This window comes from Cupriavidus sp. H18C2 (assembly GCF_049393795.1).
Taxonomy (GTDB): domain Bacteria; phylum Pseudomonadota; class Gammaproteobacteria; order Burkholderiales; family Burkholderiaceae; genus Cupriavidus; species Cupriavidus pauculus_C.
This window is the reverse complement of sequence record NZ_CP186011.1, coordinates 1,203,702-1,218,445: the sequence shown is the minus strand read 5'-3', so window position 1 is coordinate 1,218,445 and position 14,744 is coordinate 1,203,702. Positions and strand designations below refer to the sequence as shown.

General features: G+C 69.0%; 17 protein-coding genes and 1 tRNA gene. 10 read left to right on the top strand and 8 right to left on the bottom strand.

Annotated features, from left to right (window positions below; all coding sequences use genetic code 11):
* Positions 1-133: 133 nt before the first annotated feature.
* Both EPAKOI_RS22015 and ybaL read left to right on the top strand, forming a co-directional pair.
* Complete coding sequence (locus EPAKOI_RS22015; protein WP_423193674.1) at positions 134-616, top strand: VOC family protein; 483 nt, start codon at positions 134-136, stop codon at positions 614-616.
* A 129-nt stretch (positions 617-745) separates the two neighbouring features.
* A complete protein-coding gene (gene ybaL, locus EPAKOI_RS22010; protein WP_423193673.1) occupies positions 746-2,479 on the top strand; it encodes a YbaL family putative K(+) efflux transporter in 1,734 nt (577 codons plus the stop codon).
* Between the two features lie 75 nt (positions 2,480-2,554).
* On the opposite strand, the gene EPAKOI_RS22005 is transcribed toward ybaL, so the two are convergent.
* The gene (locus EPAKOI_RS22005) at positions 2,555-3,466 is read right to left on the bottom strand and encodes a sterol desaturase family protein (RefSeq protein ID WP_423193672.1); all 912 of its coding nucleotides are present in this window, start codon (positions 3,464-3,466) and stop codon (positions 2,555-2,557) included.
* A gap of 157 nt (positions 3,467-3,623) precedes the next feature.
* On the bottom strand, positions 3,624-3,908 hold the full coding sequence (locus EPAKOI_RS22000; RefSeq protein ID WP_423193671.1) for a diguanylate cyclase: 285 nt from the start codon (positions 3,906-3,908) through the stop codon (positions 3,624-3,626).
* Between the two features lie 191 nt (positions 3,909-4,099).
* On the opposite strand from EPAKOI_RS22000, the gene EPAKOI_RS21995 reads away from it, so the two are divergent.
* Together EPAKOI_RS21995 and EPAKOI_RS21990 are read left to right on the top strand one after the other, a co-directional pair.
* Positions 4,100-4,864, top strand: coding sequence for a hypothetical protein (locus tag EPAKOI_RS21995; protein WP_313838390.1), 765 nt, complete (start codon positions 4,100-4,102; stop codon positions 4,862-4,864).
* A 102-nt stretch (positions 4,865-4,966) separates the two neighbouring features.
* Positions 4,967-6,763, top strand: a complete 1,797-nt coding sequence (locus EPAKOI_RS21990; protein ID WP_423193670.1) for an ABC transporter ATP-binding protein — start codon at positions 4,967-4,969, stop codon at positions 6,761-6,763.
* Positions 6,764-6,799: 36 nt separating this feature from the next.
* On the opposite strand, the gene EPAKOI_RS21985 is transcribed toward EPAKOI_RS21990, so the two are convergent.
* Positions 6,800-7,150, bottom strand: coding sequence for a hypothetical protein (locus EPAKOI_RS21985; RefSeq protein WP_313838386.1), 351 nt, complete (start codon positions 7,148-7,150; stop codon positions 6,800-6,802).
* Between the two features lie 330 nt (positions 7,151-7,480).
* Here EPAKOI_RS21985 and EPAKOI_RS21980 point away from each other — a divergent pair, with 330 nt between their 5' ends.
* From EPAKOI_RS21980 to EPAKOI_RS21955, 6 genes are all read left to right on the top strand, one after another.
* Entirely contained in the window at positions 7,481-8,308 is an 828-nt protein-coding gene (locus EPAKOI_RS21980) for a class I SAM-dependent methyltransferase (protein WP_423193669.1), read from the top strand.
* 220 nt (positions 8,309-8,528) lie between these two features.
* Entirely contained in the window at positions 8,529-8,912 is a 384-nt protein-coding gene (locus tag EPAKOI_RS21975) for a hypothetical protein (protein ID WP_124686194.1), read from the top strand.
* Positions 8,913-9,167: 255 nt separating this feature from the next.
* Positions 9,168-9,497 carry a hypothetical protein gene (locus EPAKOI_RS21970; RefSeq protein ID WP_313838380.1) on the top strand — a complete coding sequence of 110 codons (330 nt, stop codon included), beginning with the start codon at positions 9,168-9,170 and terminating at the stop codon, positions 9,495-9,497.
* Positions 9,498-9,770: 273 nt separating this feature from the next.
* Entirely contained in the window at positions 9,771-10,064 is a 294-nt protein-coding gene (locus EPAKOI_RS21965) for a GYD domain-containing protein (RefSeq protein WP_124686196.1), read from the top strand.
* A gap of 172 nt (positions 10,065-10,236) precedes the next feature.
* Complete coding sequence (locus tag EPAKOI_RS21960) at positions 10,237-10,542, top strand: DUF485 domain-containing protein (RefSeq protein WP_124686197.1); 306 nt, start codon at positions 10,237-10,239, stop codon at positions 10,540-10,542.
* The gene (locus EPAKOI_RS21955) at positions 10,539-12,206 is read left to right on the top strand and encodes a cation acetate symporter (protein ID WP_124686198.1); all 1,668 of its coding nucleotides are present in this window, start codon (positions 10,539-10,541) and stop codon (positions 12,204-12,206) included. Before EPAKOI_RS21960 ends, EPAKOI_RS21955 begins: the two co-directional genes overlap by 4 nt.
* Positions 12,207-12,303: 97 nt before the next feature.
* On the opposite strand, the gene EPAKOI_RS21950 is transcribed toward EPAKOI_RS21955, so the two are convergent.
* The 5 genes from EPAKOI_RS21950 to EPAKOI_RS21930 form a co-directional block, all read right to left on the bottom strand.
* Positions 12,304-12,633, bottom strand: a complete 330-nt coding sequence (locus EPAKOI_RS21950) for a DUF2322 family protein (protein WP_423193668.1) — start codon at positions 12,631-12,633, stop codon at positions 12,304-12,306.
* Between the two features lie 78 nt (positions 12,634-12,711).
* Positions 12,712-12,788 (bottom strand) — tRNA-Val (locus tag EPAKOI_RS21945).
* A gap of 54 nt (positions 12,789-12,842) precedes the next feature.
* Complete coding sequence (locus EPAKOI_RS21940; RefSeq protein WP_313838374.1) at positions 12,843-13,022, bottom strand: hypothetical protein; 180 nt, start codon at positions 13,020-13,022, stop codon at positions 12,843-12,845.
* A 67-nt stretch (positions 13,023-13,089) separates the two neighbouring features.
* A complete protein-coding gene (locus EPAKOI_RS21935; protein ID WP_313838372.1) occupies positions 13,090-13,371 on the bottom strand; it encodes a hypothetical protein in 282 nt (93 codons plus the stop codon).
* A 91-nt stretch (positions 13,372-13,462) separates the two neighbouring features.
* Entirely contained in the window at positions 13,463-14,710 is a 1,248-nt protein-coding gene (locus EPAKOI_RS21930) for a serine hydrolase domain-containing protein (protein ID WP_423193667.1), read from the bottom strand.
* Between the last annotated feature and the right edge of the window lie 34 nt (positions 14,711-14,744).

Here is a 14,744-nt window from a genome sequence, read left to right as displayed (position 1 = left end):
ATCGCTGTCATAGTTATTCAAAATAATTGAATTGAGGGGGCGGCGTGTCATCCGCCCGCCCCAGCGCGTTGACTACCATGAGGAACGGTTGCGGCCGCCGGCCGGCTTCCGCCCCCATTCCAAGGAGACCCGAATGATCAGCAAGAACACGATCTGCCTGTGGTTCGACCGCGACGCGCTGGACGCCGCGAACTTCTATGCCAGCACGTTCCCCGACAGCAAGGTGGGCGCGGTGCACCGCGCGCCCGGCAACTACCCGGACGGCAAGGAAGGCGACGTCCTGACCGTCGAGTTCACCGTGGCCGGCATTCCCTGCATCGGCCTGAACGGCGGGCCGGCCTTCAAGCACAGCGAGGCGTTCTCGTTCCAGATCGCCACCGACGACCAGGCCGAGACCGACCGGCTGTGGAACGCCATCGTCCAGAACGGCGGCCAGGAGAGCGAGTGCGGCTGGTGCAAGGACCGTTGGGGCCTGTCCTGGCAGATCACGCCGCGCGCGCTGACCCAGGCTTACACGAGCCCCGACCGCGCGGCGGCCAAGCGGGCCTTCGACGCCATGATGACGATGCGCAAGATCGATATCGCAAAGATCGAGGCGGCGGTGGCGGGCAAATAGCGGGCGAACAGCGCCGATCAGCGGCCGATAAGCGGCCGATAAGCGGGCGGCGGGCTGGCGGAGAGGGCCGGTGCGACGGTTACAATCCTTGCACCCCTTCAGCCGTCCCGCGCCCCCGCGCCCGCCCGCATGGATCACAACCTGACCCTCATCACCACGCTCGCCGCCGGCTTCGGCATCGCGCTCGTCCTCGGCTTCCTGGCGGAGCGCATGAAGATCCCGGCGCTGGTTGGCTACCTCGTGTCCGGCATCATCATCGGGCCCGGCACGCCGGGCTTCGTGGCCGACGTCCACCTGGCGGCGCAGTTATCCGAGATCGGCGTGATGCTGCTGATGTTCGGCGTCGGGCTGCATTTCTCGCTGCGCGACCTGCTGGCCGTCAAGCGCATTGCCATTCCGGGCGCCGTGGTCCAGATGGGCATCGCCACGCTGCTCGGCATGGCCCTGGGCTGGATCTGGGGCTGGCACTGGGGCACCGGGCTGATCTTCGGGCTGTCGCTGTCGTGCGCCAGCACGGTCGTGCTGCTCAAGGCGCTGGAAAGCCGGGGCGTGCTCGAAACGATGAACGGCCGCATCGCCGTGGGCTGGCTGGTCGTGGAAGACCTGGCCACGGTGCTGGTGCTGGTGCTGCTGCCGCCGCTGGCCGGGCTGCTCGGTGGCGGCGCGGCCGACGCGGCGCAGTCTTCGCAGTCGATCGGCATCACGATCTTCCAGACGCTGCTGCAGGTGGTGGCCTTTATCGCGCTGATGCTGGTGGCGGGGCGGCGGGTGCTGCCGTGGCTGCTCTGGCAGGTGGCCAAGACCGGCTCGCGCGAGCTGTTCACGCTGGCCGTGGTGGCCGCGGCCATCGGCATCGCCTTTGGCGCGGCGCAGGTGTTCAGCGTGTCGTTTGCGCTGGGCGCCTTCTTTGCCGGCATGGTGATGCGCGAATCGGAGTTCAGCCACCGCGCAGCCGAGGAATCGCTGCCGCTGCGCGACGCATTCTCGGTGCTGTTCTTCGTGTCGGTCGGCATGCTGTTCAAGCCGGCCATCCTGATGGAGCAGCCGCTGCACGTGCTGGCCGTGGTGGCCGTCATCATCCTGGGCAAGGCGCTGGCGGCGTTCGTGCTGGTGCTGGCGTTCCGCTACCCGCTGAACACGGCGCTGACGGTGTCGGCCAGCCTGGCCCAGATCGGCGAGTTCTCGTTCATCCTGGCGGGCCTGGGCGTGACGCTGAACCTGCTGCCCGAGGAAGGCATGAGCCTGATCCTGGCCGGCGCGCTGATCTCGATCGCGCTGAACCCGCTGCTGTTTGCCGCCGTGGAGCCGGTGCGCAACTGGATCCTGGCCCGCTCGGCCACCGCGCGCCGGCTGGAACAGCGCGGCGACCCCTATGCCGAACTGCCGGTGGAAACCGAGCGGCGCTTCCTGCAGGGGCAGGTGGTGCTGGTCGGCTACGGGCGCGTCGGGCGCCGGATCGCCAGTGCCATGCAGGCGCGCGGCATTCCGTTCGTGGTTGCCGACGAGAACCGCGAACTGGTGGAGGGCCTGCGCAAGGCCGGGTTTGCCGCCGTGTCCGGCAACGCCGCCGAGCCGGCCGTGCTGATCCAGGCCCATATCGCCCATGCCGCGATGCTGGTGGTGGCGGTGCCCGAGCCGCTGCATGTGCGCCAGATGGTGGAAACCGCGCGCACGCTCAATCCCGATGTCGAGATCGTGCTGCGCACCCACAGCGAGGATGAATCCGCGCTGCTACGCAAGGAAGGGCTGGGCACCGTGTTCTACGGCGAGGAAGAACTGGCCAAGGGCATGGCCGGGCATGTGCTCGGGCGCTTTGTCCCGGCCAGTGCCGACGGCATGACGGCCAATCCGGTGCCGCTCTAGGCGCCAGGCGCCAGGCGCCAGGCCATACGCGAACGGGCAGCCCAGGCTGCCCGTTTTTCTTGTCGTCGCCGTTGCTCAGGGCGCCACGGCCACCCCCTCCCGCGCCACCGCCTGCTGCCGGCGCAGCGCCTCGGTCGTCGTGCCCTGGCCGTCCGGCGCCCAGCCCGGCGGCATCACCAGGTAGCCGGCGGCGTCCGCCAGGCGTCTGGCCTGCAGCATGTCCTTGCCCAGGCTGATCCAGTGCTCGAACTGGTTGACCAGCGGGTTGTGCGTGGTGGTGGGGTGGACCAGCCCGAAGCGGCACGGTTCGTCGTCGCGCTCGGCCACGTAGGTGCCGAACAGCCGGTCGAAGACGATCAGCACGCCGCCGTAGTTGGCATCGAGATAGTCGACGTTCGACGCATGGTGCACGCGGTGGGCCGACGGCGTGTTGAACACGTATTCCAGCCAGCCCAGCCTGGGAATCCACGTGGTGTGCAGCCAGAACTGGTACAGCAGGTTCAGGCTCAGCGTGGCCAGCACCACCTCCGGGCGCACGCCCAGGAACACCAGCGGGGCGAAGAAGATGGCGGTGCCCGTGAGCTTGCCGGTCCACCCCAGCCGGTAGGCCGTGCCCAGCGTCAGCTCGTTGGGCGAGTGGTGCACCGCGTGCGTGGCCCAGAAGAAGCGGATGCGGTGCGACGCGCGGTGGTACCAGTAGTAGCAGAACTCCTGGCCGATGAAGAGCAGCAGCACGGCCAGCACGCTGTTGATCTCCACGGTGAACAGCCGGTGCTGCCAGGCGTAGGCAAAGATCGGCGTGGCCAGCGACAGCGGCAGCAGCGCCATCAGCTTGCGGCCGATCATGTCGACCAGCGACAGCCCCATCTCGTGCCAGGGATAGCCGCGGCCTTGCCGGCGGGCCTTGCGGGCCAGGCAGTACGCTTCGACCAGAGAAGCCGCCACGATGAATCCGGTGGCGTAGAGGGTGAGAAGATGAAGTCGCATGATCGTCCCTTTCGAGGTTGGCGGGGGACGCCTGGCTTGGCAGTCGCGGCGTCGGTGAGCCAACTGTAGGGGGCGGTCGGGCCGGGCGCCATTCGGCAATTATGTCGGGGCATGTCACGGCCCGGAAAGCGGCCAGGGGCAACGGTTTGCGGACCTTTCAGCCGGCCACCACGCGGTTGCGTCCGCCCGACTTGGCCGCGTAGAGCCGCTCGTCGGCCAGCATCAGCAGCGCGTCCAGGGTTGCGGCGCCTGGCGCGGCGGCCTCGGCCACGCCGAACGACGCCGTGAAGCGGATGGTGCCGCGCGCCGCCGCGTCGTCGGCCGGCTCGCAGGCCAGCGCTTCCACGATGCCGCGCAGTTGCTCGGCCACGCCCGCCGCCTGCTGGCCGGTGGCGCGCGGCAGCAACACGGCGAATTCCTCGCCGCCCAGGCGGGCCGGCATGTGCCGCTCCGTGGTCAGCCGATGCGAACCGTATCGTCGCCCGGCGCGCCGGTCCGTCGGCCGTTCTTCGAAAGATTTCAGATCGGCTCCGCAAAGGTTCACTACGGCGCACCGCCGGCGCGTCCCTAGAATAGGGGCGTCGACAAACGGGCCGGCAACGGGGCCGGCCCGCGTCCAACGATCGGAGCATCATGGGTCAGCTCTTGCGGCATCCGGCCATCCTGTTCGTCGTGCTGCTGGTCGTCCTGGCGATTGCCGTGGCGATCGGGTCGCTGCTGCTGCGCCGCTTCCGGCCCATTCCGGCCGACAGCCGCGACGACTTCAACATCATCCAGGGGGCCACGCTGACGCTGCTGGCGCTGCTGATCGGCTTCACGCTGTCGATGGCGGTGGGCCGCTACGACCAGCGCAAGAACCTGGAAGAGGAAGAGGCCAACGCCATCGGCACCGAATACCTGCGCGCGCAGTTCCTGGACGCGCAGGCCGCCGAGCGGGCGCGGACGCTGCTGGCCAGCTACCTGGCCCAGCGCATCGAGTACTACCAGACGCGCGACGACGACGCGCTGCGCCAGATCGCGGCCGCCACCGCGCGAACCCAGGACGAGATGTGGGCCGTGGTGCGCGATGCCGGACTGAAGACGCCCACGCCGATCACGGCGCTGACCGTGTCCGGCATGAACGACGTGATCAACTCCCAGGGCTACACGGAAGCGGCCTGGCTGAACCGGATTCCCGTGGCGGCGTGGGGGCTGATGGTCGGCATCGCGTTCTTCAGCAGCCTGATGCAGGGCTACGGGGCCCGCAACGCACGGCCGCAACTGGGCCTGCTGCTGATCCTGCCGCTGACGGTGGCGGTGTCGCTGGCGCTGATTGCCGATATCGACAGCCCGCGCGGCGGCCTGATCCGCGTGAAGCCGCAGAACCTGCTGAACCTGCAGGGCTCGCTGGGCCGCTAGCCCCGCACGGCTGGCGCGGGGGTTTGGCACAATGGCGCCTTTGGCCGGCGCCGGCGCCCGCATGGCGTCGTCGCGCCCCCCCGGCACAGGAGCGATGACCGCATGACGGCGCCAGAATCCCTTCCGCAATCTCCCCCGCGCAGCTCCCAGACTTCCCCGTCTTCTCCGGCTTCTCCCGCACGTCCTCCCGCCATCGGCCTTGGCAGCGCCGCGCGCGACCTGTACCGCGCGCTCTGGCGCCATGCCGCCGGGGTGCGTGGCCACATGCTCGGCGCGGCGGGCCTGCTGTCGGGCGCCCAGTTGCTGAGGCTGACCATGCCGTGGCTGGCCGCGCAGGCCATCAACGCGCTGCAGCAGGGCAACATGGACGTGGCCGGCCGCTGGATCGTCTACCTGATCGGCATCTACCTGCTGTCATGGCTGCTGCACGGCCCGGGCCGCGTGCTGGAGCGCAACGTCGGCGTGCAGGTGCGCGAGCGGCTGGCGGACCAGCTCTACGCGCGCATCGCGGCGTCGCCGCTGGCGTGGCGCGACGGGCGGCACTCGGGCGAATTGCAGCACCGCGTGGTGCAGTCGAGCCGCGCGCTGTCGGACTTCGCCCAGAACCAGTTCGGCTACCTGCAGAGCGCGTTCAACTTCGTGGGGCCCATCGTGGCGCTGGCGCTGCTGTCTCGCACCAGCGGCGTGATCGCGGTCACCGGCTACGTGGTGATCGCGCTGATCATCCTGCGGTTCGACCGCACGCTGATGCAGCTCGCGCGCGCCGAGAACGACGCCGAACGCCGCTACGCGGCCGCGCTGCTGGACTTCGTCGGCAACGCCGGCACCGTCATCGGCCTGCGGCTGCAGGCGGCGTCGCGCAAGCTGCTGGACCGCCGCATGCAGGCCGTGATGGCGCCGCTGCGCCGGGCCGTGATGGTCAACGAGGGCAAGTGGTTCACCGTGGACCTGCTGGGCATGGGGCTGACGTGGATCCTGGTGGTGGTGTACGTGCTGCAGGCGCGCGAGCCGGGGCAGGCCGTGCTGCTGGGCACGGTGTTCATGATCTACCAGTACGCGCAGCAGGCGGCCACCGTGGTGGGCGCGATGGCGTCGAACTTCCAGAGCTTCGCGCGGATGCATACCGACTTCGGCAGCGCCGAGCCAATCTGGGCCGCCCCCGGCGATCCGGACGCCCCGGTGCCGGCCGTGGTGCCCGACGCCCCTTGGCGGACGCTGGCGCTGCGCGGCGCCACGTGGCGCTACGCCGACGACGCACGCGGCGGCCTGCACGGCGTGGACCTGCTGCTGCAGCGCGGCGCGCGCATTGCGCTGGTCGGCCCCAGCGGTGGCGGCAAGAGCACGCTGCTGCGCGCGCTGGCCGGCCTCTATCGGCCGCAGCAAGGCGAGCTGGCGCGCGATGGCCACCTGGTGGACTGGAGCGAACTGCGCACGCTGGCGACGCTGATCCCGCAGGAGGCGGAAGTCTTCGAGGCCAGCGTGGCCGAGAACCTGACGTTCGGCGAGCCGGCCGAGCGGGCCGCGCTGGACGCGGCGGTGCATACGGGAGTGTTCGACGAGGTGCTGCAACGGCTGCCCGACGGGCTCGACAGCCCGCTCAGCGAGCGCGGCGCCAACCTGTCGGGCGGGCAGCGCCAGCGGCTGGCGCTGGCACGCGGCGCGCTGGCGGCGCGCGGCAGTTCGCTGCTGTTGCTGGACGAACCCACCAGTGCGCTCGATCCGCAGGCCGAGGGCCGGGTCTTCGACCGCATGTTCGCCGCGTTTCCGACGGCCTGCATCGTCGCTTCGGTGCACAGGCCGAGCCTGCTGGCGCGCTTCGATACCCTTGTCGTGGTGGAGGCCGGCCGGGTCGTCGACGCCGGCCCGCGCGAAGAAGTGCTCGCAAGGCGTCCCCACTGAGCGGGGAGCCGCCTTGCGCGGGATGCCGCTAGCGGCTTACTGGCACTGGCTGATGGCGGCAGCCTCGCCGTTGTCCTGGCCACGGTAGCCCAGCCACGAGCCGGGGCCGCTGGTCGACTTGCGCACCACGGCCGCCGCACCGTTCGGCGGCTGCTGGCCCGGCACGTACACGTCGAATGCCTGGTCGTTGGCCAGCATGTACTGCATGAACACCTGCTGGCGCGTCGCATCGGCCCACTTCTGGCCGATACACTGCGCGGCGGCCTTCGGGGCCAGCTTGCTCTCGCCGATGGGGCGCGTCGCCTGCGTCGGGGGAGGCGTGTAGGGGGACATGGCGCAGCCAGTCAGAGTGGCCGCGCAGAGAGCGACGATGAACGGATATTTCATGTTGTTGGCTCCATATCGAATCGCGGAATGCATCGCAGGCGCCACTCGGAGAGGGCAGCGCCACGCGGTGCGACGAGGTGTACCCGGACGTGGCCCGGGGCCTCGCCAGTACAAGATTCGAGTCTAGGCAACAGCGCGCCTTGCCGGCTACGCGCCGCGCTTCTATCCCGCGTGTCGGTGTCCGTCTGATTCCGCCATGCCCGCGCCGTCATCGGCGCCTTTGCATTGACCCGCCCATGATCTACAAAACGAGAACCCGGGGGCCGTGGCGCGCGCGGCTGGCGCGCGAGACCAGTCAACAAGACTCGACAAGATCGAAGGGGGCAGCAGATGAATGCCAATCCGAATCCGAACAAGGCGCTGTGGGAGAAGGGCGACTTCACGCGGCTGGCGGCGACCATGCGCGAAAGCGGCGACCAGTTCGTGGAAAGCCTGGGCATCACGCCGGGCATGAAGGTGCTGGACCTGGGCTGCGGTGACGGCACCACCGCCTTGCCCGAGGCCCGGCGCGGGGCCGACGTGCTGGGGGTCGACATCGCCAGCAATCTCGTCGCGGCCGGCAACCGCCGCGCGCAGGAGGCGGGGCTGGCGAACGTGCGCTTTCAGGAGGGCGACGCCTGCGCGCTAACCGGCCTGCCGGACCAGTCGTTCGACCTGGTGGTCAGCATGTTCGGCGCGATGTTCGCCCCGAAGCCCGGCGACGTGGCCAGGGAGATGGTGCGCGTGACGCGGCCCGGCGGGCGCATCGTCATGGGCAACTGGATCCCGAACGACCCCACGCTCGTGGCCCAGGTGCTGAAGACCAGCATGGCGTATTCGCCACCGCCGCCGGAAGGCTTCGTGAGCCCGATGCTCTGGGGCAACGAGGCCGCCGTGACCGAGCGCTTCGGCGCGGCCGGCGTGCCGCCCGAGAACATCGAGTTCACCCGCGAGACCTACGTGTTCCGCTACGACGGCGCGCCGTCCGACTTCCTGGCGATCTTCCGCGACTACTACGGCCCCACCATGAACGCCTTTGCGGCGGCCGAGGCCAGCGGCAAGCGGGCCGACCTGCAACGCGAACTGGAGACGCTGTTCGCGGCGCAGAACCAGAGCGGCAAGGCCGACGCCACGTCGATCCCGGCCACGTTCCTGCGCGTGACCGTCAAGCGGCCCTGACGCCGCGACGGCCCTGGGCACGGCACGCGCCCCGCGCGCCGTGCCGGCATCCACACGCCCGCGCAGCGGCGGCCGGGAGGGCCCGCGCGCGTAAATAACGTGGATGCATGTCGGCGGCAAGCCTCGTAAATGACAGTTGCAAAACGGAACAGATTGTCAGGCGCGAGGCCGCTACAGTGGCCGTTCCCGAGTTTTCCGGGCTTTTTCAGGAGGTAATCGAATGAAGCAACATCTGGCGAAATCCCTGTTGATGGCCGGCGCGCTGGTCGCGTCGTACCCGCTGCTTGCCCAGCAGATGGCCCCCGTCCAGCAGGCCCAGCCGATGCCCGCCCCGTCAGCCGCCCCGTCGTCCGTGACCGCCCAGCCGGTGCAGGCCGCGCCCGCCGCAGGCTATGCCGCCCCGGCCGCGCCCGCCGCCGCCAGCCCCTATGCGCAGGGCTCGATGGAATCCGTGCAGCGTGGCGTACCGCCCGCACCGGGCGCCGTGTCGATGGCCCCGCCGCCCGCGCCGGCCGCCGTGGTGGACCCCGCCGCGATGAGCCTGCCGCCCGATGCGCTCGGCACGCGCCTGGGCCAGCGCAACCGCTTCCTCGACGGCGCCTGATCGCGCCTGTGCCCGCGCTGCACAGAGGCTGTGCGGCGCGTGGCGTTGCACCGCGCGTCAGCCGCCACTACGCGCTTGTTCCCAGACGCCTTGCTCGGCTTCATGGCCCGCCACTGCGGCACCCGCTGACCGGAGCGGCTTGCGCGGCACCTTCGGCGGGAAAGGGTTCCGTGCCGCTTGCCGAGCACCTACAGTGATTGAAGTCCCGGCGTGCACCGCGCCGCGGGCATGGTCTGTGCGCGACTGGGAACCGCCATGCAGGAACTTGCCTTCCGTACGCTGCTGTACCGCTATTTCTTCTTCGACTGGCTGTTCAAGGACGTCAGCCGGGGCGACATCGTGGCGCGCGCCGCCGCGTGGCGCTTCAACCAGGCGCGCGCCCACTGGCTGCTGACCTATATGCGCCGCTGGCTCTGGTGCGGGCTGCTGCTGTACGGCATCGGCGGCGCCGTGGAGACGCTGATGCGCGCACCGGTGCTGTCGGCCTTCTTCTACGTGCCGGGCGCGCTGGCCGTGCCCGTCAACATCGTGATCGGCGTGGTCTGGATCGGGCTCAAGGCGTGTCCCGGCCCGGCGCGCAACTAGCCCCACGTTTCACCGCTGCAACCTTCACGGCAACCCCGCCCGTGGCCCGGCCCGGTGCCTGCCCGCAAACGGCTTGCCGCCGCCCGTGGCGTGCATATTGCGTGATGCGGGGTTTGCCCACGCTCCCGGGCGAGCCGCCACGCCATGTGCGCGCCATCGCTCTTGCATGCCAGGTTCGGCGCGCGCCAGCGCCCTCCGGCCGCGCTCAGAAGCCATGAGCCACCGTCCCTTCCCCAGGGGCGGCGCCGATCTTCTACCTGTCGGAGGTTCGCCATGAACCGGTACATCGTGCTCGCAAGCTTTACAGACCAGGGCATACGCAGCGTCAAGGACACCACCAAACGCGCGGCGGCCGTGCGCGAAATGGCGCCGCAGTTCGGCGTGAAGGTGAACGACGTGTTCTGGACGCTCGGCAAATACGACGTGGTCCTGACGCTGGAGGCGCAGGACGATACGGCCGTCACGGCCTTCGGGCTCAGCATCGCCGCCCAGGGCAACGTGCACACGCAAACGCTGCGCGCGTTCTCCGAGGATGACATGAAGGGCATCCTCGGCAAGATGCGTTGAGCACAGGCACGTCGTGCCGCCGGTGCCGGCCCCGCTGCCGGCACCGGTTGTGGTTTACCCCGTCTCCCGCGCGGCGCCCGTGTAAGAACCGGGTAAGCGGCGCGCATTACCTTGTAGCCATGCCGGGCGCGGGCACGCGCGTGGCGCATCGACAAGGAATGCAGGAGACAGGATGCAAGACGATTTGATCGAGAAACTGAAGGCCAGCCGCCACTATCGCGAGCTGGTGCGCCGGCGCGGCCGGCTGGGATGGCTGCTGACGGCGGTGATGCTGGTGGTGTACTACGGCTACGTGCTGCTGATTGCGTTCGACAAGGAACTGCTGGCCACGCGCGTGGGGCAGGGCGTGATGACGTGGGGCATGCCGATCGGGCTGTTCGTGATTCTCTTCACGGTCGTCATCACGGGCCTCTACGTGCGCCACGCCAACCGGGTCTACGACGACCTGACCGACCGCATCAAGCAGGAGGTGGCATGAGCGCCCGGCACGCATCCGTCATCGCGGCGGCCGGCGCGGCGCTGCTGTCGGCAGGCGCCGCCTGCGCGGCCGGCGGCGACCTGGGGCAGGCCGTCAAGCAGGCCACCAACTGGACGGCCATCGGCATGTTCATGGTGTTCGTGATCGGCACGCTGTTCATCACCAAGTGGGCGGCCAAGAAGACGCGCTCGGCGGCCACGTTCTACACCGGCGGCGGCATCACGGGCTTCCAGAACGGGCTGGCCATTGCCGGCGACTTCATGTCGGCCGCGTCGTTCCTCGGCATCTCGGCGGCCGTCTACACCAGCGGCTATGACGGGCTGATCTATTCGATCGGCTTCCTGGTGGGCTGGCCGATCATCACGTTCCTGATGGCCGAGCGCCTGCGCAACCTGGGCCGCTTCACGTTTGCCGACGTGGCCGCGTACCGCTTCCGCCAGGCGCCGATTCGCGCGTTCGCGGCGTCGGGCACGCTGGTGGTGGTGGCGTTCTACCTGATCGCGCAGATGGTGGGCGCGGGCCAGTTGATCAAGCTGCTGTTCGGGCTGGAATACTGGGTGGCCGTGGTCATCGTCGGCGCGCTGATGATGATCTACGTGCTGTTCGGCGGCATGACGGCCACCACGTGGGTGCAGATCATCAAGGCGTGCCTGCTGCTGGGCGGCGCGTCGTTCATGGCGTTCATGGTGCTGGCGCAGTTCCACTTCAGCCCCGAGGCGCTGTTCGCCAAGGCCGTGGAGGTGCACGCCAAGAAGGACTCGATCATGAGCCCGGGCAACTTCATCAAGGACCCGATCTCGGCCATCTCGTTCGGCATCGCGCTGATGTTCGGCACGGCCGGCCTGCCGCACATCCTGATGCGCTTCTTCACGGTGCCCAACGCCAAGGAGGCACGCAAGTCGGTGTTCTGGGCCACCACGTGGATCGGGTACTTCTACATCCTCACGTTCATCATCGGCTTTGGCGCCATCGTGCTGGTCGGCACCAACGCCAGCTTCCAGGACGGCAGCGGCAAGCTGCTGGGCGGCGTGAACATGGCGGCCGTACACCTGGCCAGCGCCGTGGGCGGCAATGTGTTCCTGGGCTTCATCTCGGCCGTGGCGTTCGCGACCATCCTGGCCGTGGTGGCCGGGCTGACGCTGGCGGGTGCGTCGGCGGTGTCGCACGACCTGTACCAGACCGTGTTCAAGCACGGCCAGGCGTCGAGCGCGATGGAACTGCGGGTGTCGAAGATCACGACCGTCGTGCTGGGCATGGTCGCCGTGGTGCTGGGCATCGTGTTCGAGAAGCAGAACATCGCGTTCATGGTGTCGCTGGCGTTCGCAGTTGCGGCGTCGGCCAACTTCCCGGTGCTGTTCCTGTCGGTGCTGTGGAAGGGCTGCACCACGCGCGGCGCGATGATCGGCGGCTTCCTGGGCCTGCTGTCGGCCGTGGTGCTGACCGTGCTGTCGCAGGCGGTCTGGGTGGACGTGTTCCACTTCAAGAGCGCGCCGTTCCCGTACACGTCGCCGGCGCTGTTCTCGATGACCATCGGCTTCGTCGGCATCTGGCTGTTCTCGGTCACCGACCGGTCGCGCCGCGCGCTGATCGACAAGGCCGGCTTCGAGGCACAGGAACTGCGTTCGGAAACCGGCATCGGCGCGGGCGAAGCCGCCGCGCACTGATCCGGCGCCCCAGGGCGCACAGGCACAACGGCAGAAGGCAAGACGGCCACGGCGGGATGACCCGGCGTGGCCGTCTTGCTTTATAGGGGGGCTGGCGTCAGACGCGGACGATGCGTACCTGCAGCGCGGGGCCGCCGGCCACGATGGCCAGCAGGCGGTCGACGTTCGGATGCGCGCCGGGGCGGTTGCGGGCGTCGGCCGTATGCTCGGCAAAGACTGCCAGGCCATGTTCGGCCGCGCGGGCGTCTAGCGTGCCGAATGCCTGCTGCAGGTAGTGGTACACGGCCACCGAACCCTGCTTGCCCGGCACGTTGTCGATGCTGGCCACCACGGCGCCGCTGGCGTCGGCCAGTTCGATGCGGGTGATGCCGTCGATGGCCGGCAGTTGGGCGAGGTTGTCCTTGAAGACCGGTTGCGGCTGGATCATGGAGAAGCGTTCCTTGCGGTCGGAAAAGCAAAAACGGACGGCGCCTGCAAGGGCGACCGTCCGTTCTGCATTGTGCGTTGGTAGGCTCGATTGGACTCGAACCAACGACCCCCACCATGTCAAGGTGGTGCTCTAACCAGCTGAGCTACGAGCCTAGCGAAGGCGCGAATTCTATAGAGAGCTTTCGCAAAGCGCAAGCCCCTGCTGCATCATTCGTCGGTCTTGGCGGGCGGCACGGTCTTGCCCAGCAGCTTGCCAAGCAGGCCGTTCTTGCCGGCGCCCTGCTGGCGCGGCGATTTCGGCAGCGAGCCTGCCCGGTTGGCGCCGGCCTGCTTGAGATGGTTATTGATCTTCAGGCCCTTGTTCTTTTCCAGGTCGGTTTTCTTCACGGACAGCTTCCCAATTGGTTGAGCCGGGCATTGTACGCAGGTGCGGCCATGGCGCGCGATCCGGCGGTCAGTCGTCGCCCTTGATGGCCTGCTTGGTCGCCTGATAGCCGCGCTTGGTGGTATCGGCCACCGCATGGCCGGCGTCGCGCGCGCCGTGGCCGATGGTGCGGCCGGCTTCCTTGGCGCCATGGCCGATCGTGCGCGCCACGTCGGCCACCGCGTGGCCGGTCTTCTTGCCGGCCTCCTTGACGCCTTCCTTGAACGCGTGTGCATCGGACGCCACGCTGGCATGCGCCATCGGACTCGCGATGGCGATCACAAGCACGGGTAGCAGGGTCTTCAGGCGCATGGTGGATACGTATCGGTGTGGCAGTTGGGCGGATTCTACCCGCGTTGGGGCGGGGATTCCCGCCAGCCGTCCGGCCGGCGGGTGTGGGCCATCAGCGGGCCGGGCCGGCGTCGGTGATCGCGCTGTAGACCAGCGTGCGCAACTGGCGCCGCACCGGATAGGCCGACGACGGCAGCAACTGCGTCAGGAACAGCCCGATCAGGTCTTCCTGCGGATCGACCCAGAAGAACGTACTGGCCGCGCCGCCCCAGAACATGTCGCCCGCGCTGCCCGGGATCAGCGTGCTGGCCGGCGCGATGGTCGTCGCGAAGCCCAGCCCGAAGCCCACGCCGTCGTAGGTGGCCTCGCTGAACATCGAGCGCGACAGCCGCGGGATGTCCGCGCCGCCGGGCAGGTGGTTGGCGGTCATCAGCGCCAGCGTCTTGGGCGACAGCAGCCGCACGCCGTCCAGTTCGCCGCCGTTCAGCAGCATCCGCGCAAAGCGCATGTAGTCGGCCGCTGTCGACACCAGCCCGCCGCCGCCGGACAGGAACGCGGGCGGCTTCAGGTACGGGCTGGTCTGCGGATCGTCCTGCAGCATCGGCCCGCGCGGCGTGATGACCTTGGAACCCAGCGTGCCCACGGCGTAGCAGGCGCAGAAGCGGCTGGCCTTGTGCGCCGGCACGTGAAAGCCGGTATCGACCATGCCGAGCGGGTCCAGGATGCGCTGGCGCAGGAACGCGTCGAACGGCATGCCGCTGATCTTGCCGACCAGGTAGCCCAGCACGTCGGTGGACACCGAGTAGTTCCACGCCTCGCCCGGCGAGAACTCCAGCGGCAGCGTGGCCAGCTTGGCGATCATGTCGTCCAGCGTGCCTACGGTGGCCAGTTCGCCGATCTTGAGCTTGCGGTAGGCCGCGTCGACGTTGCTGTTCTGCTGGAAGCCGTAGGTCAGGCCCGAGGTATGGCGCAGCAGGTCCACCACCAGCATGGGCCGGGCCGGCGGGCGGGTCTGAAAGCCCTCCATGAAGCCGCCGGCGAACACACCCAGGTTTTCCCAGGCGGGAATGTACTTGCTGACCGGATCGTCCAGCGCGATCCGGCACTCCTCCACCAGCATCATGATGGCCACCGACGTGATCGGCTTGGTCATCGAATAGATGCGGAAGATCGCATCGTCGGCCAGCGGCACCTGCCGTTCGCGGTCCGCCTGGCCCAGCACCGCGTTGAGCGCCAGCCCGCCGCGCCGCCACACCTGCACCAGCGCGCCCGGCAGCTTGCCCGGCGCGACGTAGGTCTCGTCGATGAAGCGTCCGATCCGGTCCAGCCGGTCCCGGGACATCCCCTGCGTGTCCTGCATATCCGGTGCCTCCTTGCGATGGGATTGATGTTGG